Genomic DNA, 19,282 nt, shown 5'->3' with positions numbered 1-19,282 from the left:
CCTCCTTGAACGGGATGCGGGCAGCGGCCTGCAATCAGGCGCGGCAGCGGGCGATGGGTTCAGGCAGCGAGGATCATGTTGGCAGACTCCGGTGGACGGGCGTTATTCTAGCGGACATGAACGCCCCTACGTCATCCCCCACCGTGCGCCACATCGGCGGCCTGCGCACCCTGGTCTTCAGCGACACCGGCCCCATCCTGGCCACGGGCCAGGACACCAACGACCTGATCAGCGCCGCCTGGGAACACGAGGCCGAGTGGCTGGTGCTGCCAGCCGCCCGCGTGCATCCCGATTTCTTCCGCCTCGAAACCCGCATCGCGGGCGAACTAATCCAGAAGTTCGTCAACTACCACCTGCATTGCGCGGTGGTGGGCGACATATCGGCGCACCTGGCCGCCAGCAAGTCGCTGCGCGATTTTGCCTACGAGACCAACCGAGGCCGCGTGTTCTGGCTGCTGGATGACGCAGCGGCGTTTGAAGCGCGGCTGGCGCCTGCCGCGGCCTGATTGCCCTTGCATTGGCCGGCGGACCGTGATGCGGGGGCCGGCACGCGCCCTGCCCTACACCACCGTATCGCCCGGCGCCAAGGGATGGAAGCAGGCCGCGGCGCGGTCGCCGTCCTGCGCCAGCGCCGGCACCTTCTGCTTGCAATCCGCCTGGACCCGCGCGCAACGCGGATGAAAGGTGCAGCCCGGCGGTAGATGGGTGGGCGCGGGAATCTCGCCTTCGATTTTGGCCAGCCGGATGCGCGCCTGCGGGTCGGGCACGGGCGACGAATCGCGCAACACCCGGCTGTACGGATGCCGCGGCTGGTCCAGCACCTGCGCGGTGGGACCCCGTTCGATGATGCGGCCCAGGTACATGACGCAGACCGTATCGCAGAAGTGCCGCACCACGCCGAGGTCGTGCGAGACGAACACGAACGACAGGCCGCGATCGCGCTTCAGGCGTTCCAGCAATTGCAGGATCTGCGCCTGCACCGACACGTCCAGCGCCGACACGGGTTCGTCGGCCACGATCAGTTCCGGGTCCAGCACCAGCGCGCGGGCGATGCCGATGCGCTGGCGCTGGCCACCGGAGAACTCGTGCGGATGACGCTCCAGCGCGGACAGCGGCAGCCCCACTTCCTGGATGGTCTGTTCGACCTTGGCGCGGATCTGCTCGGCGTTGCCGCGGCGATGCACGTGCAAGGGCTCGACCAGCGCCTGGCGCACCGTGCGGCGCGGGTTGAGCGACGCATACGGGTCCTGGAACACGATCTGGATGCGCTGGCGCAGCGCCCGCAGCGCCGACGCGCTGGCCTGGCGGATGTCGTGGCCGTCGAACACTATGCTGCCTTCGTCGGGTTCGATCAGGCGCAAGAGCGTGCGCGCCACGGTGGACTTGCCGCAACCCGATTCGCCCACCAGCCCCAGCGACTGGCCGCGCGCGACGCTGAACGACACGTCGTTGACCGCCCGGACGGTCTGGCGCGGACCGCCCAGCCAGCCGCCGCCGCTTTCGAAACGCTTGACCAGATTGCGCACCTGCAACAGCTCGCTCATGCCTTGTCCTTGTACGGTTCGGCGCGCACCACGCAGCGCACCTGGTGGCCCGGGCCGATGCCGCTCAGATCCGGCCGGCGGGCCTCGCAGCGCGCCTCTTTGAGACGGCAGCGCGGCGCGAAGGCGCAGCCGGCCGGCATCGCCGTGATGGCCGGCACTCCGCCCGGAATCGATTCCAGCACCTGGCTGTCGGCGTCCACACGCGGCATGGCGCGCAACAGCGCTTCGGTATAGGGATGGGTGGGTCGCGCAAACAGCGTCCGCACGTCGGCCGTCTCGACCACTTCGCCCGCGTACATGACGGCGACGCGGTCGGCGATCTGCGCCACCACGCCCAGGTTGTGGGTGATGAACAGCACGGCCATGCCGTGCGCCGCCTTCAGTTCCGACAGCAGGTTCAGGATCTGCGCCTGGATGGTGACGTCCAGCGCCGTGGTGGGTTCGTCGGCCAGCAGCACCCGCGGCTTGCAGGCCAGCGCCATCGCGATCATGACCCGCTGGCGCATGCCGCCCGAAAACTGATGCGGATAGTCGTCAAAGCGCCGCGCGGCGGCGGGGATCTTGACCTCTTCCAGCACCGCCAGCGCCAGCCGCCGCGCCTCTTTCCATGACAGCTTGCGGTGCAGCCGGATGGCCTCGGCGATCTGGTCGCCCACCGTCATGGTGGGGTTCAGCGAGGTCATGGGCTCCTGGAAGATCATGGCGATGGCCTCGCCGCGCAGCCGGCTCATCTGCTTTTCCGACAGCGCCGTCAGGTCCTGCCCGTCCAGCAGCACCTGCCCGCCGCCATGGCGGGCGCCGGCCCCGGGCAAGAGGCGCAGCACCGACAGCGCGGTCACGCTCTTGCCGCTGCCGGATTCGCCGACCACGGCCAGCGTTTCGTTGCGGCCCACTTGCAGCGACACGTCGCGCACCGCCGCGTGCCAGGCGCCGCCGACACGGAATTCCGTGCGCAGCGCGCGCAGTTCCAAAACGGGGGCTTCTGCAGTCATGAGCGCTCCGAACGCAGCTTGGGGTCAATGGCGTCGCGCAGGGCGTCGCCCAGCAGATTGAGCGCCAGCACGGTCAAGAGAATGGCGACGCTGGGAAACACGGTCAGCCACCAGGCGTCCAGGATGTTCTCGAAGCCTTCGCGGATCATGCTGCCCCAGGTGGCCGCTGGCGGCGGCACGCCCAGGCCGATGAAGCTGAGCGAGGCTTCGGTGCGGATGGCGGAGGCCATCCACAGCGAACCCAGCACCACCACGTCGGACACCATGTTGGGCAGGATGTGCACGCCCATCAGGCGCAGCGGGCCGTAGCCCAGCGCCCTGCCCGCCTCGACGAAATCGCGTTGCTTGAGCGCGATGGTGGGCGCCCGCGCCACCCGCACGAACGGCGCGATCTCGGTGATGGCGATGGCGATGATCAGGTTTTCCAGGCTGGCGCCGAGCATGGCGGCCACCATCAGGCCCAGCAGCAGCGTCGGAAAAGACAGCAGCACGTCGACCAGGCCCATGATGAGCTGGTCCACCAGCCCGCCGACGTAGCCGGCCAGGATGCCCAGCGCCGAGCCGATGCACATGGCGATCAGGATGGCCACGAAGCCCACCAGCAGCGACACGCGGGCGCCGTAGATCAGGCGCGACAGCACGTCGCGGCCATAGCTGTCGGTGCCCAGCCAGAATTCGGCCGACGGCGGTTCAAGGCGGTAGGCGATGTTCTGCTGCAGCGGATCGTGCGGCGCCAGCCAGGGCGCCAGCACGGCGGCCAGCACGATGATCAGCAACAGGCCGATGCCGACCCAGGACAGGCGGTTGCGGGACAAGGCCTGCCACAAGGCGTTGGGGCGGGCGGGGGATGCGGCGACGACGGCGCTCATTGGTATTTCACCCGGGGATCGACCAGCCCGTACACCAGTTCGGTCAAGAGGTTGACGACAATCACGCAGGACGCGAACACCACCATCAGCCCTTGCAGCAACGTGTAGTCGCGGCTGTTCAGGGCGCCCAGGATCAGCTTGCCCAGGCCGGGGCGGTTGAACACGATCTCGGTCAGCACCGAGTTGCCGATCAGCGTGCCGAAGTACAGGCCCACCACGGTGACGATGGGAATCAGCGCGTTGCGCAGGCCGTGGCGCACGATCAGGCGCGCCGGCCGCACGCCCTTGGCGCGGGCGGTGCGGACGTAGTCTTCGCCCATCACGCCCAGCATCGACGAGCGCGTGACGCGCATGACGTACGCCATCATGATCAGCCCCAGGTTGAAGGCCGGCAGCACCAGGTTGCGCAGTTGCGAAGCCCAGTCGCCCGAGCCGCCGCTGCCGATCACCGGAAACCAGCGCAGCTGGATGGCGAACACCAGCAACATCAGGATGGCCGAGACGAAAGCGGGAAACGACAGGCCCGTCAGGGACAGCAGTCGACCCAGGTAGTCGGGCCAGGCGTTGCGGCGCAGCGCCGCCCAGATGCCCAGCGGCAGGCCGAAGACCACGCCGATCAGGATGGCGGCGGCGGTCAGCTGCAAGGTCCAGGGCAGTACCAGCGCCACCTCTTGCAGCACGGTGCGGCCGCTGGCCATGGATACGCCAAAGTTGCCCGTCAGCATGTCGCCGAGAAAGCGGCCGTACTGCACGTAGGTGGGCAGGTCCAGGCCCAGCCGCAGGCGCAGCGCGGCCAGGGCCTCGGCGCTGGCCTGGTCGCCCAGCATGACGGCAGCCGGGTCGCCCGGCACCAGCCGTACCAGGATGAAGACCGCGGTCAGCATCGCCAGCAGCGTGGGGATGGCCAGCAGCAGTCGCTTGATGGCGTAACGCATCATGATGCTTGCTCCTTCGCGGGCGGCTGCATCAAGCGCGCCGCCTGCAGGTTGCCGATGGCGCGGGCGGTCTGCCCGCGCAGCGCCAGGTCGGCCAGCGCGGCGCCCACCACCGGCACCAGTTCGAAACCGTGGCCCGAAAAGCCGAAGGCGTGCAGCACGCCGGGCGCATTGGGCGACGGCCCCACCACCGGCAGCATGTCTTGCGTCTTGGCTTCCAGGCCCGCCCAGACCCGCACGATGCGGATGTCGCGCACCGCCGGGAACAGGTCGGTGGCGGCGTGCGCGCCCTTGGCCAGCACGCGCATGCGCGCCGTGGACGTCTCGCGGTCCAGGTCGGGAATGCCCTGCAGGCCGCCGCCGATGACCAGGGTGCCCTGGTCGGACTGCTTGAACGACAGCGAGCGGCCCATGATGGCCACTACCGGCTTGATGAAGGGCCGCAACCGCTCGCTGACCATCATCATCGACGACTTGGCCGACAGCGGAATCTGGTCGCCAGCCATCGCGGCGATGCGCGCCGACCAGGCGCCCGCGGCGTTGATGACGCAGGGCGCGGTGTAGACGCCGGCGTCGGTCTGTACCTGCCAGTCCTGGCCTTGCTGTTCCAGGCCGTTCACGCCGCAATGTTCGATGATGGTCACCCCGGCCGCCTCGGCGCTGCGCCGGAACGCGCGCAGGGCCCGATGCGGGTCCGCCGCGCCGTCGCGCCGCGCGATCGACGCGCCCAGGCAGTGCGGGCTCAGCTCAGGCAACAGGCGCCGCAGCTCGTCGGGGCCGATGATTTCCTCGTGGGCATAGCCGGCGGCGTGCAGGCCGGCCACGCGCGCTTCCAGCTTGGCCAGCGCCGCGGGCGTTTCGGCCACGCAGATCTGGCCGTTGGCATGAAAACCGCAGTCATCGCCCACCAGCGACGCCATGGCGTGCCACATGTCCATGGCTTCCAGCGACAGGTCCAGTTCGCCCAGGTCGCGGTTCAGCGTGCGCACCCCGGCGGCCGTGGCGCCGGAGGCATGGCGGCCCACCCAGTGTTTTTCGATGACGATGACGCGTTTGCCTTCGCGCGCCACGTGCAGCGCGGCCGACAGGCCATGCAGGCCGCCGCCGATCACGATCACATCGCAATGCCGTGCGCTCATGCCTGTTCTTCCTCGATGTCCAGCGACGCCAGTTCGCCCAGCGTCAGGGGCTTGAGCGGCGGGCGGATGCGGTAGAAGCCCACCTCGGCCACCGGCCGCTTCTGCTCGGCCGCCACGATATGGGCGATGGTGTAGCCGCACTGGCGGCCCTGGCACGGGCCCATGCCGGCGCGGGTGTAGGACTTGATCTGGTTGGGGCCGGGCTGGCCGATGGCGGCGGCGCGGCGGATGTCGCCCGCCGTCAGTTCCTCGCAGCGGCAGACGATGGTGTCGTCGGGCGGCGCGAAGATGCCGGCGCGGGGCGGATACAGCGCGTCCAGCATGGGACGCAGCCGCAGCAGCCCGGCCAGCTTGCTGCGCAGCGGCGCCGCGGCATCGGCCGCCCCCTGCGGCGTCAGCTTGCCGGCATGCAGCGCGATGCCCAGCGCCGCCAATTCGCCGCGCACGCAGGCGGCCTGCGCGCCGCCGATACCGGCGCCGTCGCCGGCGACGAAGATGCCGGGCCGGCTGGCCTGGCCCCATTCGTCCAGGTCCGGCGCCAGGCAGGCCTGCTGGGGGTTCCAGCTGTGCGCGCATTCCAGCGCGCGGGTCATGTGGATGGACGGCACCACGCCTTCATGGGACAACAGCACGCTGGCCGGCGCCCGCACCGCGCGGCCGTCGGCCGTGGCGTATTCGATTTCGCGCAGTTGCCCCTCGCCCAGCGCGCGCAGCGTGGTCACCCCGCGCACGCGCTTGACGCCGGCCGCGCGGATCTCGCGCAGCCAGGCCAGGCCCTTGCGCACGTCACCCCACGCCGCCAGCGCGTCGCCCGCCCACGGCAGCGCGCGGCGCCAGCCGCCGGGCGGCGAGGTGTCCAACCAGCCGGCGATCTGGCCGCCGGCACGCAGCAGCTGCGCCATATACAGCAACGGCAAGGGGCCACTGCCCGCCACCCAGACGGGGCCGGCCGGCACCTGGCGCGAGGTCTTGAGCAGGATCTGCGCGGCGCCCACGGTCAGCACGCCAGGCAAGGTCCAGCCGGGGAACGGCGCGGGCCGTTCCTGGGCGCCCAGCGCCAGCACCACGCGGGCCGCCCGCACCACTTCGGCGCGGCCCTTGCAGGTCATGTAGACGTGCCAGTCGGGCTCGATCTGCCAGACCTGGGTATCGGGTTCGTAGAACGCGCCGCAGCGGCGAAAGCGCTCGGCCAGGCTTGCGCCAGCCCGGTATTCGTCGCCCAGCAGCCGGCCGGTGGGCGTGGCCGCCACCGCTTCCACCGCGCGCCAGATCTGGCCGCCCGGCGCGGGCTGTTCGTCCACCACCAGCACCGACAGGCCCTGGCCGCGCAGGCCGATGGCCGCGCTCATGCCGGCGGGGCCGGCGCCGATCACCACCACATCGAATTCGCGTTTCATGGCAGCACGCTCCGCTTGCCGAACTGGCGCTGCACCTGCATGCCTTCACGCACGGTGACCAGGCAGGTCTGGGTGGACGCCACGCCGTCGACGACCGCCAGGCAGTCAAAGCACACGCCCATCATGCAGAACGGGGCGCGCGGGCTTTCGTGCACGGGCGTGGTGCGGCTGGCGGGAGATTCCTGGCGCAGCAGCACCGCGGCCACGGTCTCGCCAGGGGAAGCGGCGACCGGTTCGCCGTCGATGGTGAGCGTCAGCGCGGGCGCGCCGGACTCAGGCAACTTTCTGAACATTGAAGCGCTCATGGTGAAAGGCATCCAGGGTTTCAAGGGGCGCGCCGCCGGCCAGCGCGCGGGCGTACGGCCCCGCGTGGAACGAGGCCAGCGTCACGCCGGAATGGCAAAGCGCGATGGACACGCCATCGTGGGTGGGAGACTGCGCGTAGACCGGGCCGCCGTCGGGCGTCATGATCCGCAGGCACGACCAGTGCCGCACCAGCCGCGCGGCGGCCAGGCCCGGCAGGATGCGCAGGGCGTTGCGGCTCATGCGCGCCGCGGCCGCCGACGTCGTGCCCAGGTCGTAGCCGACTTCTTCCTGCGTCAGGCCCACCATGACGGTGCCCTCGCCGGTCTGGCGCATGCCGCTGGCGGGCACCGGCAGCAAGGGCGCCAGGCGTTCGGTGACCAGGATCTGGCCGCGTTGCGGCCGCAGCGGCACGTCCAGCCCGACCATCGCGCCCAGCGCGGCGGAACCGAGGCCGGCGGCAATGACCAGGCGCGGCGCGCGGGCCTGCAAGGCGCCGGCGCTGACCTGCAAGCCGCCGCCGGCAGCATGGGTGATGGCGGTGACCGCGTGGCGGTTGCGCAATTGGCCGCCGCGCCGCAGGAATGCGGCTTGCAGCGCGGCCAGCAGGCGCAGCGGATTGACGTGGCCGTCCTGCTCGCCCAGGCTGGCGCCGGCCACGGCGTCGCCCAGTCGAAGGGCCGGAAAACGACGCCGCAACTCGGCGCGGTCCAGTATCCGGGTACAGGGCGGCAGGTCCGGCGCCTGCCCGCGCCAGGCGTCCAGGCGGGCGGCGCGGTGGGCCAGATCATCGTCGCTCATGCAGAAATGCAGGCCGCCGCGCTGCTCGTAGTCCAGCGTGATGCCGCTGTCGTCCTGCAGTTGGCGGGCGAATGCCGGCCAGGCCTGTACGGCCTGGCGCGACAGCCGCTGGTAGGCGGGATAGCCGTGGCCCTTGCCTTGCAGCCAGACCAGGCCGAAGTTGGCCTTGGCGGCGCGGTAGTCGGTATCGGCGCCGTCCAGCAGCAGCACGCGCTGCCCCTCGCAGGCCAGGCCGTAGGCCACCGCCGCGCCGACCATGCCGGCGCCGGCCACGATCACGTCGTAGTCATGCGCCATGGTGCGGGGTCCTGTCGAGGGGCGGGGCGTCTGCGTGGGCCATCCTTGCGCAGTCGCGAGCCAGGCTATAACCTTCGCGACTGGAAACCGGACCAACGCCCTGTGAGGTTATGGCATGAAAGAGACCCTGAACCTGCGGCAGATCGAAGCCTTCAAGGCGGTGGTGGAACACGGCACCGTCAGCCAGGCCGCCGTCGTGCTGGGCGTGTCGCAGCCCGCGGTGAGCAAGCTGCTGTCGCACCTGGAAGCCGACACCGGGCTGGCGCTGTTCGATCGCGTGCGCGGCAAGCTGGCGCTGACCGCCCAAGGCATGCGCCTGTACCAGGAGATCGACCGCGTCTTCAGCGGCCTGCGGCAGGTGGAGCAAGCGGTGGATTCGATCCGCCGCGACGAGCAGCGCACGTTGACCGTGGGCGTGCTGCCGGCCCTGGCGGGCTCGTTCATCCGCCGCGCCACCATGCGGTTCCTGGAAAGCCATCCCGACGTGCGGGTGTCGATCCAGATCCGCGGGTCGCTGTTCCTGGCGGACTGGCTGGCGACTCGCCACATCGATGTGGCGCTGGTGGGCAGCCGGGTCGACAACCCGTATATCGAGCGCGAGGCGCTGTTCCGCTTTCCGCTGGTGTGCGCCCTGCCCGTCAACCACGAGCTGACGCGCAAGCGCGTGATCCGGCCGCGCGACCTGGACGGCCTGCCGTTCGTCTCGTTCGGCGCCGACAGCCAGACGCAGGCGTTGGTCCTGCAAGCGTTTTCCGCGTCGGACGCCAGACTGAACGTGGTGCTCGATACCAGCACGGCGCCGACGGTGTGCGAGTTCGTCGCCGCGGGCCTGGGAGTGTCGTTGATTCATCCGCTGTTCGCCGAAGGGTTTCAAAGCCGCCTGGTGCTGCGGCGGTTCGATCCGGAATTGAATTTCCATTTCCAGCTGTGCCGCGCGCAGGCATCGCGCAACGCGGCGTTGGTCGAGACCTTTGTCCAGGCGGCCCGCGACGTGGCCGCGCAGGTCTCCCGGGAAGTGTTGAAGGGACATTGATCGGGGCAGTGATTGCGCCGGGTGACGCGGCCGGGCCGCGTCACCCGGCGCCGCGGATCAGGGCGCCTTGACCGTGGCCAGCTCGGTGATGGGTGGCTGCAGGTTCAGCGCGCCCTTGAGCGCATAGCCGTAGTTCACCCGGTCGCTGTGCACCCAGACCTGCTTGAGCCCGAACAGCGGCACCGCGCAGACGTCGTCGTGGATCTTGGCCTGGGCCTCTTTCCACAGCGCCAGCTGGCGGGCGGCGTCGGGTTCGACGCGGGCCTGGCGGATGGCGTCATCGGCCACCGAGCAGTGCGAGAAATTCGACATCGCGGCCGGCGCGCCGATGGCGGCGGCCGAGTCGTAGAACTCGGTCAGGTAGGTATCGGCGTTGGGAAAGCGCGCCGCGCCGTAGAACACCAGGCCGCTCAGGTCCTGGCGGCTCTTGGCCTGGTAGGTGGCGTGATCCACCACTTCCATGTTGAGCTTGATGCCGGCCTTGGCCAGCTGCGCTTGCACGATTTCCATGATGGGCTGCTGTGCCGAGATATTCGACACGATCGACTTGATCTCGATGCCGTTCGGAAAGCCCGCCTCGGCCAGCAGCTTGCGGGCGCGGTCCGGGTCGTAGGCATAGCCGCCCGCGCCGCAGTCCTGGCCCAGGTAGCCGTTGGGCACCACCGAGCAGCCCTTTTCGGCCACGTCCTTGCCGGCGTAGCGCACGATCTCGTCGACGTTGATGGCGGCGGCAATGGCCTGGCGCACCTTCAGGTTGTCCAGCGGCTTGATGTTGCGGTTGATGTGCAGCGTGCGAAATTCCGCGGGTTCGAAGATGTCGACCTGCATGCCGCGCTTGGCCGAGCGTTCGACCCAGCGCTGTTCGCGCTTGCCCTGCATGATGTCGATCTCGTTGGACGTGAAGGCCAGTTCGCGGGCGCTGTCCGACGGGATCATGCGGTACATGATGCCGCCCAACTTGGGCTTGCCGCGAAAGTAGGCATCGTTGGCCACCAGCTTCACGTATTGCTGCGTGACGTGTTCGCCAAAGGCGAACGGCCCGGTGCCCACGGGCGAGGCGCCGAACTTGTCGCCCAGCTTTTCGGCGGCTTTCTTGCTGACGATATTGCCGCCGTGATAGTTCGACACGCGGCCCAGGAACGCGGCGTCCGGATACTTCAGCGTGAAGCGCACGGTGTAGTCGTCCAGCGCCTCGACGCTGTCGATCAGCGCGAACGTGGCGGCGAAGCTGGAGCGGTTGGGGTCGGCGGCGCGCTGGATCGAATACACCACGTCGTCCGCCTTCAGTTCGCCATAGCCGGCGTGAAACTGCACGCCATGGCGCAGGTGGAAGGTCCAGGTCTTGCTGTCCGGCGAGGCTTCCCAGCGTTCGGCCAGGTCGGGTTCCAGCGCCTTGGGGTCGGCGCTGCCGGCCGGAAAGCGCACCAGCGCGTCGAACATCTGCGCGGCCACGCCCTTGTCGGCCGTGGACGTGGCGCGGTGCGGGTCCAGCGAGGCGTTGTCGGCGGCGCCCGAACTGATGCGCAAGAGCGGGCGATCCTGGGCATGGGCGGGCGCGGTCAGGCCGGCGCTACAGGCCGCGAACATCGCGGCGGCGAAGACGAAAGAGGCAGGACGGTTCATGACTTCCCTTGTGCGCCGCACGGTGGCGGCTTGTCGTGGTCTGCAGTCAGAGGTACAGCGTGCTGGCAGACTAGAAGCGGCAAGCCCATGGCGTCAAAGTCCTGTGTCTACATAACCTATTCCGCAGGGTTATATGATGGCGCTTGCCTGTGCGGGCTTCCCAGGGGCGGCGACCGCACCTAGTGGTTAGTACTGATACGTAGAAAAGCGGCAAATTCAGGGAAAACACCGAGACCATGGCCGCACCTGCAAGCCCCTGCCCGGCACAGGTTCTCGCTTGACCGGGCGAATGGCTGCCCGTATTCTTATTTGAACGAACATTCCACAAAGACCGCCATGCGCACCAAGGACTTCGAACCCGACGACGTCGCCGACGCCGCCATGCACGTGTTCTGGCAACGCGGCTACGCCGCCACGTCGGTGCAGGACCTGGTCGACGGCACCGGCCTGGGCCGCGGCAGCCTGTACAACGCCTTCGGCAGCAAGCAAGGCCTGTACGAGGCCGCCCTGCGCCGCTATCACGACCTGACGATCGCCAACCTGGAACTGCTGGCCCGGCCCGGCACCGCGCGCGAGCGCATCGGCCGCCTGCTCGATTTCATTGCCGACGACGAACTGCGCGAAGCCACCCGGCGCGGCTGCCTGGTGGCCAACGCCTCGCTGGAAATGGCGGGCCAGGACGAAGCCGTGGCCGAACTGGTGCGGCGCAATTTCCAGCGCCTGGAGAAGGCGCTGGAGAAGATCCTGACCGACGCGCAGGCATCCGGCGAGATCGATGCCGGCAAGTCGCCGCGCGCATTGGCCCGCTTCATCGTCACCACCATCCAGGGCCTGCGCGTGGTCAGCAAGGGCAACAACGCCCGCGAACGCCGCCAGTGGCTGGCGGACGTGGTGGCGGTAGCGCTGGGCGCGCTGTAGCGCCCGTTTTCAATCCCCGCGGTCGCCCCGTGGCGCCCGCATTTTTTTACCCCATATTGGAATGATCATTCCAATTTAACCTGTGTTTCAATCCCCGCGAACCATGACACCCCCCTCTGCTTCCTCCGCGCTGCCCGCCAGCGCCAGCCTGCCCGACACCCCTGAAAGCCTGCCGCTGGGCAAACTGCTGGCCATGGCGCTGGCCGGCTTCATCACCATCATGACCGAGACCGTGCCCGCCGGCCTGCTGCCGCAGATCGGCCTGGGCCTGGGCGTCTCGGAATCCCTTGCCGGGCAACTGGTCACCCTGTTTGCCGCCGGCTCGGTGCTGACCGCCATTCCCATCATGGCCGCCACCCGCAGCTGGAACCGCCGGCCCTTGCTGCTGCTGGCCCTGGCCTGCCTGTGCCTCTTCAACGTCGTCACCGCGCTGTCCAACCACTACGTGTTGACGCTGGCCGCCCGTTTCATCGGCGGCATGGCCGCGGGCCTGCTGTGGGGCCTGTTGGCCGGCTATGCCCGCCGCCTGGTGCCGCCCCGCCAGCAGGGCCGGGCGCTGGCAGTAGTGGGCGCCGGCCAGCCCCTGGCGCTTTGCCTGGGCGTGCCCGCGGGCGCCTGGCTGGGCAGCCTGATGGACTGGCGCGGCGTGTTCTGGATCATGGCCGGCGTGTCGCTGGCGCTGGTGGTGTGGGTACGCGCGGCCGTGCCTGATTTCGCCGGCCAGGCCGCGCGCCAGCGCCAGTCCATCGCGCGCACCTTTCTCATGCCCGGCATCCGCCCGATCCTGTTCGTGCTGTTCACCTGGATCCTGGCGCACAACGTGCTCTATACGTATATCGCACCCTACCTGGCCCATCACGGCCAGCCGGTGCAAGTGGATGCGGTGCTGCTGGTGTTCGGCGCCAGCGCCGTCGCGGGCCTGTGGCTGATCGGCCTGCAGGTGGATCGCCGGCTGCGCGCCATGACGTTGGCGTCCCTGGCGCTGTTCGCCCTGACCGCGTGCCTGCTGGGATTGGCCGGCCATCAACCCGTGGCGGTGCTGATCGGCGTGGCCTTGTGGGGCCTGAGCTTTGGCGGCGCGCCCACCCTGCTGCAGACCGCCATTGCCGATACCGCCGGCGAACACTCGGATGTGGCCCAATCGATGCTGGTCACCATCTTCAACCTGGCGATTGCCTGCGGCGGCGTGCTGGGCGGGATATTGCTGGATACGGCGGGCGCGGGCTCGTTCGCCTGGACGGTCGCCGCGGTGGCCGGCATTGCGCTGCTGGCCGCGTGGCAGGCGCGCACGCATGGCTTTCGGGCGGGCCATCGGGCTTGACGCAAGGCGACACGCGGCGCTGGCCGCGCTCTACCCCTGGACGAAGACATCGACGGCGACGTGGCGCTCTGACGCAACGCCACGGCTGGACGCCAAACTGAATGGGACTCGCCGCAGCCTTGATCCCGTGATCCCGATCTACCGAAACAGCCGGCTAGCCCGCCATTTGAATCAGCTATCATGATGTTCAGCATCGCCACTGACGATGCAAATGCCCGCAGCCGATTCGTCTGCCTAGCATAGCGGCAGCCAGCCGGCGCCGCGCCGCCTGCCTTACCGCCTTACACCCCGGAGTTTTCGTTGAGCGACATCTATCACTTCAGCCGCGGGTCCGCGCCGCTGCTGATCTCCATTCCCCATCTCGGCAGCCAGATTCCCGACGCGCAGCGCGCCCGGATGACGCCTGTCGGCCAGCAGTCCGGGGACACCGACTGGCACCTGGACACGCTGTACCAGTTCGCCGACGCACTGGGCGCCTCGGTGCTGGGCGCGCGCTATTCGCGCTACGTGGTGGACCTGAACCGCTCGCCCGACGACGCAAGCCTGTACCCCGGCCAGACCAAGACCGGCCTGTGCCCGACCCACACCTTCCGCGGCGAACCGCTGTACCTGAGCGACGCCGCCCTGACCGACGACGAGCGCGCGCACCGCGTGCAGAACTACTGGCAGCCCTACCACGCCAAGCTGCGCGAAGAACTCGACCGCATCCGCGCCGAGCACGGCACGGTGCTGCTGTGGGAAGCCCATTCCATCGCCAGCGTGCTGCCGCGCCTGTTCGAAGGCAAGCTGCCCGACCTGAACCTGGGCACCGCCGACGGCGCCAGCTGCGCCCCCGACATCCTGGCCGCCATCGGCGAACGGCTGCCCGGCTGCGGCTACACCTCGGCCCTGAACGGCCGCTTCAAGGGCGGCTACATCACGCGCCACTATGGCTCGCCGGCCGAAGACATCCACGCCGTGCAGCTCGAGATGTGCCAGTCCACCTACATGGACGAGGCCTACCCCTACGGCTACCAGGCGCAGTCCGCCAACAAGGTCATTCCCGTGGTGGAAGGCCTGGTGCGCGCCGCGCTGGCGCAGACGCTGGCCCGCAAGCGCTGAGCCGGCCCCGCGCCCGCCTGAATGCCGCCGCCCATGAACCGCTTTTCGGTCAGCGCCACCGAGAACTATCCTGAATGGAGCCTGCTGCTGACCTGGGTGGCGGTGGTGGAAGCGGCGTCGGTTTCAGGCGCGGCGCGCCTGCTGGGGCTGTCGCAGGCGGCCGTATCGCAGCGCATCAAGCAGCTCGAAGCGGCCATGGCCACCGAACTGCTGGACCGCAGCACGCGGCCGGCGCGCCCCACGCCGGCGGGTGAATTGCTGTTCGAGCACGCCGCCCGGCTGCTGGCCCAGGCTGGCGACATGACGGAAAGCGTGCGCAATCTCAGCCGGGCCAAGCGCAACATCGTGCGCTTTGGCTGCGTGGACTCGTTTGCCGGCACCCTGGGGCCGACGCTGATCCACGGGCTGTCGGGCGCGTCGCGCCAGATCCGCCTGTGGTCGGGCATCACGCCCGTGCTGGACAAGCAACTGGAAGATCGGCAGCTGGACCTGGTGGTGACCACCAGCGCCGCCACCGGCAAACCCGGTATCCGCAAGACCCCCCTGTTCAGCGAACCCTACGTACTGGTGGTGCCGCGCACCCTGGACATGGACCGCATCACCACACTGAAAGAACTGGGCAAGCGGGCGCAGTTCATTCGCTACAGCGCCCGCTCGTTCATCGGCGCCGAGATCGACCGCCTGGTCGAGGCGCACGACGTGATGATCGAGCGCACCTTTGAATTCGACAACACCGACCCCCTGCTCAGCCTGGTCACGGCCGGACTGGGGTTCGGCATCAGCACGCCGCTGTGCGTCTGGCAGTCGCGCCATTTCGTCGACCAGTTGCGCGTGCTGCCGCTGGCGCCCTTCCTCGGCATGGCGCGCAGCGACGACGCCAGCCTGTCGCGCAGCTTCTACCTGGCGGCCCGCCCGCAAGAGGTCGGCAAGCTGCCGACCGAGGCGCGCGACGTCATCCTGGTGGCCATGGAACGGCTGGTGCACAAAGACATCGCCCCCGCGCTCGGCCTGCCGCCGGCCACGCTCTGGCGCAGCCTGCGGCGTTAGGCAGTTCGACCGGACCACCGGTCAACCCCATTCAGCCGGCAATCGGTCCATGGGCTTGCCGACCCGTGGGCCAACGGCCAGCCCAGGTCATCACAGTGCCGCGGTCAGCGCCGGCACGGCCTCGAACAGATCCGCGACCAGGCCGTAGTCGGCCACGCCGAAGATCGGCGCATCGCCATCCTTGTTGATGGCAACGATGGTCTTGGAATCCTTCATGCCGGCCAGATGCTGGATGGCGCCCGAGATGCCCACCGCCACGTACAGTTCAGGCGCGACGATCTTGCCCGTCTGCCCCACCTGCCAGTCATTGGGCGCATAGCCCGCGTCCACTGCCGCGCGGGAAGCGCCCAGCGCCGCCCCCAGCTTTTGCGCCAGCGGATCGAGCAGCTTGAAGTGCTGCGCGCTGCCCAGGCCGCGTCCGCCCGACACGACGGTGCGTGCGCCGCCCAGTTCGGGGCGTTCGGACGTGACGATTTCGCGGCTGACGACGCGGGCCAGCCCCGTATCGGCCACGGCGGCCACCTCTTGCACGGGAGCATTGCCGCCGCCCGCGGCCGCGTCGAACGCCGTGGGGCGGATGGTGGCCACCACCACCGGATAGGCGCTGCGCACCGTGGCGATGGCGTTGCCCGCGTAGATGGGGCGCTTGAAGGTGTCGGCGGCCAGCACCTCGATCACGTCCGAGACTTGCGCCACGTCCAGCAGCGCGGCGATGCGCGGCGCCACGCTCTTGCCCTGCGCGGTGGCAGCCAGGAAGACGTGCGTGTATCCGCCGGCCAGCGCCACCGCCTGCGCGGCCAGGTTCTCGGGCAGGCCATCGGCCAAGTGTGGGGCCTGCGCCAGCAGCACCTGATCCACACCCGCCACGTGCGCGGCGGCATCGGCCACCGCCTGCACGCCGTCGCCGGCCACCAGCACGTGGATGGGCCGCGCCAGCCGGGCGGCGGCGGCGATGGCATTGAGGGTGGCGCCGTGCAGCGTGCGCCCATCGTGTTCGGCAATTACCAGGACGGTCATCAGATCACCTTTGCTTCATGCTTGAGTTTGTCGATCAGCGCGGCCACGTCGGCCACCTTGATGCCGGGCGCGCGCGCGGCGGGCGATTCCACCCGCAGGGTCTCCAGGCGCGAGGCGGGGTCCACCGCCAAGGCCTCGGGCGAGGTCACGTCCACCGGTTTTTTCTTGGCCTTCATGATGTTGGGCAGCGTGACGTAACGTGGTTCGTTCAGGCGCAGGTCGGCCGTGACGACGGCCGGCAGCGCCAGATCCACCACTTCCAGGCCGCCGTCGACCTCGCGGGTGATGCGGGCGCGGCCGTCTTCGATCTGGATGGCGCTGGCCTGGGTGGCTTGCGGCCAGCCCAGCAGCGCGGCCAGCATCTGGCCCGTCTGGCAGGCGTCGTCGTCGATGGCCTGCTTGCCCAGGATCACGAGCGCCGGCTGCTCGGCCGCCACCACGGCGCGCAACAGCCTCGCCACCGCCAGGGGCTGCAAGGCGACCTCGGTCTGCACCAGCACGCCCCGGTCCGCGCCGATGGCCAGCGCAGTGCGCAGCGTTTCCTGCGCGGCCGCGACGCCGCAGGTCACGGCCACCACCTCGGTCGCGACGCCCTGCTCTTTCAGGCGCACGGCGGCCTCGACGGCGATCTCGTCGAACGGGTTCATCGACATCTTGACGTTGCCGATGTCGACACCCGTCTGGTCGGCCTTGACGCGTACGTTGACGTTGTAGTCCACCACACGCTTGACCGCGGCAATTACCTTCATGAAATGACTCCTGGGTCAGTAGAAAATGTCCAGCAATACGGCGGCCAGGCCGGGGGCTTGCCGTGACACGCTGGCGATGGGCGCGAACGTGTCTACCGCCTGGCCCGCAGCGGCACGGGGACCGCCGGGATTCACCGGGCTGCCGGGACAGGCCGCCGGCCACAGCAGGAACTCGCCCGCGGCCAACTCAGCCGCGCCATCCGGCGTCTGCCAGCGGCCCGCGACAAGCGCAGCGCACAACCGCAGATGCCGCGCGGCGCCGTCTGCGCAAGCCAGCGCGCCTGCTGACACGTCTGCCGGCGCGGCTGGCGGCGCCAGGCTCACGCCGCGCACCCGCGCCCGCGCCGCCCCGCGCCGCACGAACAGGTTCAGCACCTGCACCGGGCCGTCGACCAGCGTGCCGTGCCAGGCCGCGTCGCCCGCGAAGGCGACAGGCTGGCCGGGCGCCAACAAAACCTGCGCTGCCGCGTCGCACACCTGCGCTTCTACGTCGCACACCTGCGCTTCTACGTCGCACACCTGCGCTTCTACGTCGCACACCTGCGCTTCTACGTCGCGCAGTAGCGCTTCTACGTCGCACACCTGCGCTTCTACGTCGCGCAGTAGCGTTCCTGCATTGCGCCGGGGCATGCTTTCATCGCGCAACGCCGCACGGGTATCGCGCAACACCACACCCGCGCCAGACAGCACCACCGACACGCGGTCATCGCCCGCGAAGCGGGAATACAGGCCATCCCGTGTGATATCCGCGATGCTGACGCGCCACCGCGCCGCCGCGCTCTCGGCCGCATCCTTGTCCGCGGCCAGCGTGCGCGTCACGCCGCCGCCGTTCTTCCACGGCTCGGGCGGCAGCGCCCGCCAAGGGCCGCGCCGCGCGCCGCCGGCTTCAGGAGACGGCGCCAAGGCCGTACTTCCCGGTCAGCAACGCGCCGCGCTGAAAGCGGCTCAGCGCGTACGGCGCCAGCGATACGTCGGTGGCCAGGCCCAGCGCTTCCTGCGCCAGCACCCGGCCCACGGTGGGCGACAGCTTGAAGCCATGGCCCGAAAAGCCGAACCCCACCACCAGCCCCTCGACGCCAGGCACCCGGCCCAGCACCGGGTTCCAGTCCGGCGTCACGTCGTACACGCCCGTCCACGACGACGCCAGGCCGGCGGTTTCATAGGCCGGAAAGCGGTCGGCCACCTGCGCGCCGACCTCGGCCACGTAATCCAGCGGAATGTCGCCTTGCTCGGCGTCGCTGTGCTGCAGGGTTTCGCCCACCACGCCCTCGCTCACCAGCATCTGGTTGCCGCCGTAGCTGCGGCAATACAGCATGCCGGGCGAGGCCAGGTCCTTGTAGACCGGCATCGAATAGGTATAGGGCGCGGCCTCGCATTCCAGCGCCAGCACCGCGTGGCGTTCGGGCAGGACGGGCATGGCCACGCCGGTCCAGGCGGCCAGTTCCGACGTCCAGATGTTCTGCGTGCTGATGACGAGCGGGCTGGCGAAATCGCCCTCGGACGTGGACACGCCGATGACCCGGCCGCTCTCGACCAGCAGGCGCTGCACGTCGACATTTTCGCGGATGGTGACGCCGCGGCGGCGGGCGCCGCGCGCAAAGCTGGTGGCCACCAGGTAGGCATCGGCAAAGCCGGCATCCGGTTCGAAGCCGATCAATGCAGCGTCATCGAAGGTGGCGATCGGCAGCAGTTCACGGGCTTGCGCGGCATTGAGCAATTCCAGCGCGATGCCCTGGGCCTGCTGCTGCGCCAGCGCGCTGCGCAGCGGTTCCAGCTTGTCGTTGTCGGCCGCGCTGATCAGGTAGCCGCACTTGACCAGGCCGCACGAGGCTTCGTCGTCGCCCAGGTAGTTGGCGAAATCGTTGAACACGCCCCACGAGCGCTGGGCCAGTTCCACGTTCTCGCGCACCGAATAGTGGGTGCGCAGAATGCCGGACGATTGCGAAGTGGTGCCCGCGCCGATCGTCGCGCGATCCAGCACCAGCACATCCTTCGCCCCCAACGCGGCCAGGTGGAAGGCCACCGAACTGCCGATCACGCCCGCCCCGATCACGATCACGTCATAACTTTTCACGACTTGGCTCCAAGAACAAGTGGCCGGAGTGTGAACCCGCGTTTCCCGGGCCATCGAAATATAAGCGCGTTGGATTTAGAGCATCGGCATTGCTTATATACAGGCCGGCGCCGCGGCGGCGG

At 69.3% G+C, this 19,282-nt stretch carries 19 protein-coding genes; 6 read left to right on the top strand and 13 right to left on the bottom strand.

The genetic code is table 11. The features are described 5' to 3' along the window. Window positions 1-116: 116 nt before the first annotated feature. Complete coding sequence (locus AC3WMR_RS05570; RefSeq protein WP_492263832.1) at window positions 117-506, top strand: DUF4180 domain-containing protein; 390 nt, start codon at window positions 117-119, stop codon at window positions 504-506. 54 nt (window positions 507-560) lie between these two features. Here the strand turns inward: AC3WMR_RS05570 and AC3WMR_RS05565 are convergent, their stop codons facing one another. Genes AC3WMR_RS05565 through AC3WMR_RS05530 form a run of 8 tightly spaced genes read right to left on the bottom strand, consistent with a single transcriptional unit; the run spans window position 561 to window position 8,277 of the window. Next, complete coding sequence (locus tag AC3WMR_RS05565; protein ID WP_492263833.1) at window positions 561-1,544, bottom strand: ABC transporter ATP-binding protein; 984 nt, start codon at window positions 1,542-1,544, stop codon at window positions 561-563. Next, complete coding sequence (locus tag AC3WMR_RS05560; RefSeq protein ID WP_492263834.1) at window positions 1,541-2,536, bottom strand: ABC transporter ATP-binding protein; 996 nt, start codon at window positions 2,534-2,536, stop codon at window positions 1,541-1,543. The genes AC3WMR_RS05565 and AC3WMR_RS05560 overlap by 4 nt, the downstream gene beginning before the upstream one ends. Continuing rightward, window positions 2,533-3,405, bottom strand: coding sequence for an ABC transporter permease (locus AC3WMR_RS05555; RefSeq protein WP_492263835.1), 873 nt, complete (start codon window positions 3,403-3,405; stop codon window positions 2,533-2,535). The genes AC3WMR_RS05560 and AC3WMR_RS05555 overlap by 4 nt, the downstream gene beginning before the upstream one ends. Further along, window positions 3,402-4,343 (bottom strand): ABC transporter permease, encoded by a 942-nt coding sequence (locus AC3WMR_RS05550; protein WP_492263836.1) that lies wholly within the window; start codon window positions 4,341-4,343, stop codon window positions 3,402-3,404. The genes AC3WMR_RS05555 and AC3WMR_RS05550 overlap by 4 nt, the downstream gene beginning before the upstream one ends. Further along, the gene (locus AC3WMR_RS05545; protein WP_492263837.1) at window positions 4,340-5,479 is read right to left on the bottom strand and encodes an NAD(P)/FAD-dependent oxidoreductase; all 1,140 of its coding nucleotides are present in this window, start codon (window positions 5,477-5,479) and stop codon (window positions 4,340-4,342) included. The genes AC3WMR_RS05550 and AC3WMR_RS05545 overlap by 4 nt, the downstream gene beginning before the upstream one ends. After that, window positions 5,476-6,876, bottom strand: a complete 1,401-nt coding sequence (locus AC3WMR_RS05540) for an FAD-dependent oxidoreductase (RefSeq protein WP_492263838.1) — start codon at window positions 6,874-6,876, stop codon at window positions 5,476-5,478. The genes AC3WMR_RS05545 and AC3WMR_RS05540 overlap by 4 nt, the downstream gene beginning before the upstream one ends. After that, window positions 6,873-7,169 (bottom strand): (2Fe-2S)-binding protein, encoded by a 297-nt coding sequence (locus AC3WMR_RS05535; protein WP_025139070.1) that lies wholly within the window; start codon window positions 7,167-7,169, stop codon window positions 6,873-6,875. The genes AC3WMR_RS05540 and AC3WMR_RS05535 overlap by 4 nt, the downstream gene beginning before the upstream one ends. Continuing rightward, a complete protein-coding gene (locus tag AC3WMR_RS05530) occupies window positions 7,150-8,277 on the bottom strand; it encodes an NAD(P)/FAD-dependent oxidoreductase (RefSeq protein ID WP_492263839.1) in 1,128 nt (375 codons plus the stop codon). Before AC3WMR_RS05530 ends, AC3WMR_RS05535 begins: the two co-directional genes overlap by 20 nt. A 115-nt stretch (window positions 8,278-8,392) precedes the next feature. Here AC3WMR_RS05530 and AC3WMR_RS05525 point away from each other — a divergent pair, with 115 nt between their 5' ends. Further along, complete coding sequence (locus AC3WMR_RS05525; RefSeq protein WP_492263840.1) at window positions 8,393-9,310, top strand: LysR family transcriptional regulator; 918 nt, start codon at window positions 8,393-8,395, stop codon at window positions 9,308-9,310. A 57-nt stretch (window positions 9,311-9,367) separates the two neighbouring features. On the opposite strand, the gene AC3WMR_RS05520 is transcribed toward AC3WMR_RS05525, so the two are convergent. Further along, window positions 9,368-10,933, bottom strand: a complete 1,566-nt coding sequence (locus AC3WMR_RS05520) for an ABC transporter substrate-binding protein (protein WP_492263841.1) — start codon at window positions 10,931-10,933, stop codon at window positions 9,368-9,370. Window positions 10,934-11,269: 336 nt separating this feature from the next. On the opposite strand from AC3WMR_RS05520, the gene AC3WMR_RS05515 reads away from it, so the two are divergent. From AC3WMR_RS05515 to AC3WMR_RS05500, 4 genes are all read left to right on the top strand, one after another. Beyond that, window positions 11,270-11,851 carry a TetR/AcrR family transcriptional regulator gene (locus tag AC3WMR_RS05515; RefSeq protein ID WP_492263842.1) on the top strand — a complete coding sequence of 194 codons (582 nt, stop codon included), beginning with the start codon at window positions 11,270-11,272 and terminating at the stop codon, window positions 11,849-11,851. A gap of 103 nt (window positions 11,852-11,954) precedes the next feature. After that, on the top strand, window positions 11,955-13,172 hold the full coding sequence (locus AC3WMR_RS05510; RefSeq protein ID WP_492263843.1) for an MFS transporter: 1,218 nt from the start codon (window positions 11,955-11,957) through the stop codon (window positions 13,170-13,172). A 300-nt stretch (window positions 13,173-13,472) separates the two neighbouring features. Continuing rightward, window positions 13,473-14,273 carry an N-formylglutamate deformylase gene (gene hutG / locus AC3WMR_RS05505; protein WP_492263844.1) on the top strand — a complete coding sequence of 267 codons (801 nt, stop codon included), beginning with the start codon at window positions 13,473-13,475 and terminating at the stop codon, window positions 14,271-14,273. A gap of 33 nt (window positions 14,274-14,306) precedes the next feature. Continuing rightward, the gene (locus AC3WMR_RS05500; protein ID WP_492263845.1) at window positions 14,307-15,320 is read left to right on the top strand and encodes a LysR family transcriptional regulator; all 1,014 of its coding nucleotides are present in this window, start codon (window positions 14,307-14,309) and stop codon (window positions 15,318-15,320) included. A 90-nt stretch (window positions 15,321-15,410) separates the two neighbouring features. Here the strand turns inward: AC3WMR_RS05500 and AC3WMR_RS05495 are convergent, their stop codons facing one another. From AC3WMR_RS05495 to AC3WMR_RS05480, 4 genes are read right to left on the bottom strand one after another with little or no spacing between them, the layout of a single operon-like run. Further along, window positions 15,411-16,337, bottom strand: a complete 927-nt coding sequence (locus tag AC3WMR_RS05495; RefSeq protein ID WP_492263846.1) for an electron transfer flavoprotein subunit alpha/FixB family protein — start codon at window positions 16,335-16,337, stop codon at window positions 15,411-15,413. Next, window positions 16,337-17,086, bottom strand: coding sequence for an electron transfer flavoprotein subunit beta/FixA family protein (locus AC3WMR_RS05490; RefSeq protein WP_492263847.1), 750 nt, complete (start codon window positions 17,084-17,086; stop codon window positions 16,337-16,339). Before AC3WMR_RS05490 ends, AC3WMR_RS05495 begins: the two co-directional genes overlap by 1 nt. A gap of 15 nt (window positions 17,087-17,101) precedes the next feature. Continuing rightward, the gene (locus AC3WMR_RS05485; protein WP_492263848.1) at window positions 17,102-17,989 is read right to left on the bottom strand and encodes a HutD/Ves family protein; all 888 of its coding nucleotides are present in this window, start codon (window positions 17,987-17,989) and stop codon (window positions 17,102-17,104) included. Beyond that, complete coding sequence (locus AC3WMR_RS05480; protein ID WP_492263849.1) at window positions 17,973-19,160, bottom strand: NAD(P)/FAD-dependent oxidoreductase; 1,188 nt, start codon at window positions 19,158-19,160, stop codon at window positions 17,973-17,975. Before AC3WMR_RS05480 ends, AC3WMR_RS05485 begins: the two co-directional genes overlap by 17 nt. Between the last annotated feature and the right edge of the window lie 122 nt (window positions 19,161-19,282).

The organism is Achromobacter sp. FW305-C-28, from assembly GCF_058783235.1.
This window is presented reverse-complemented; position numbering and strand designations above follow the sequence as displayed.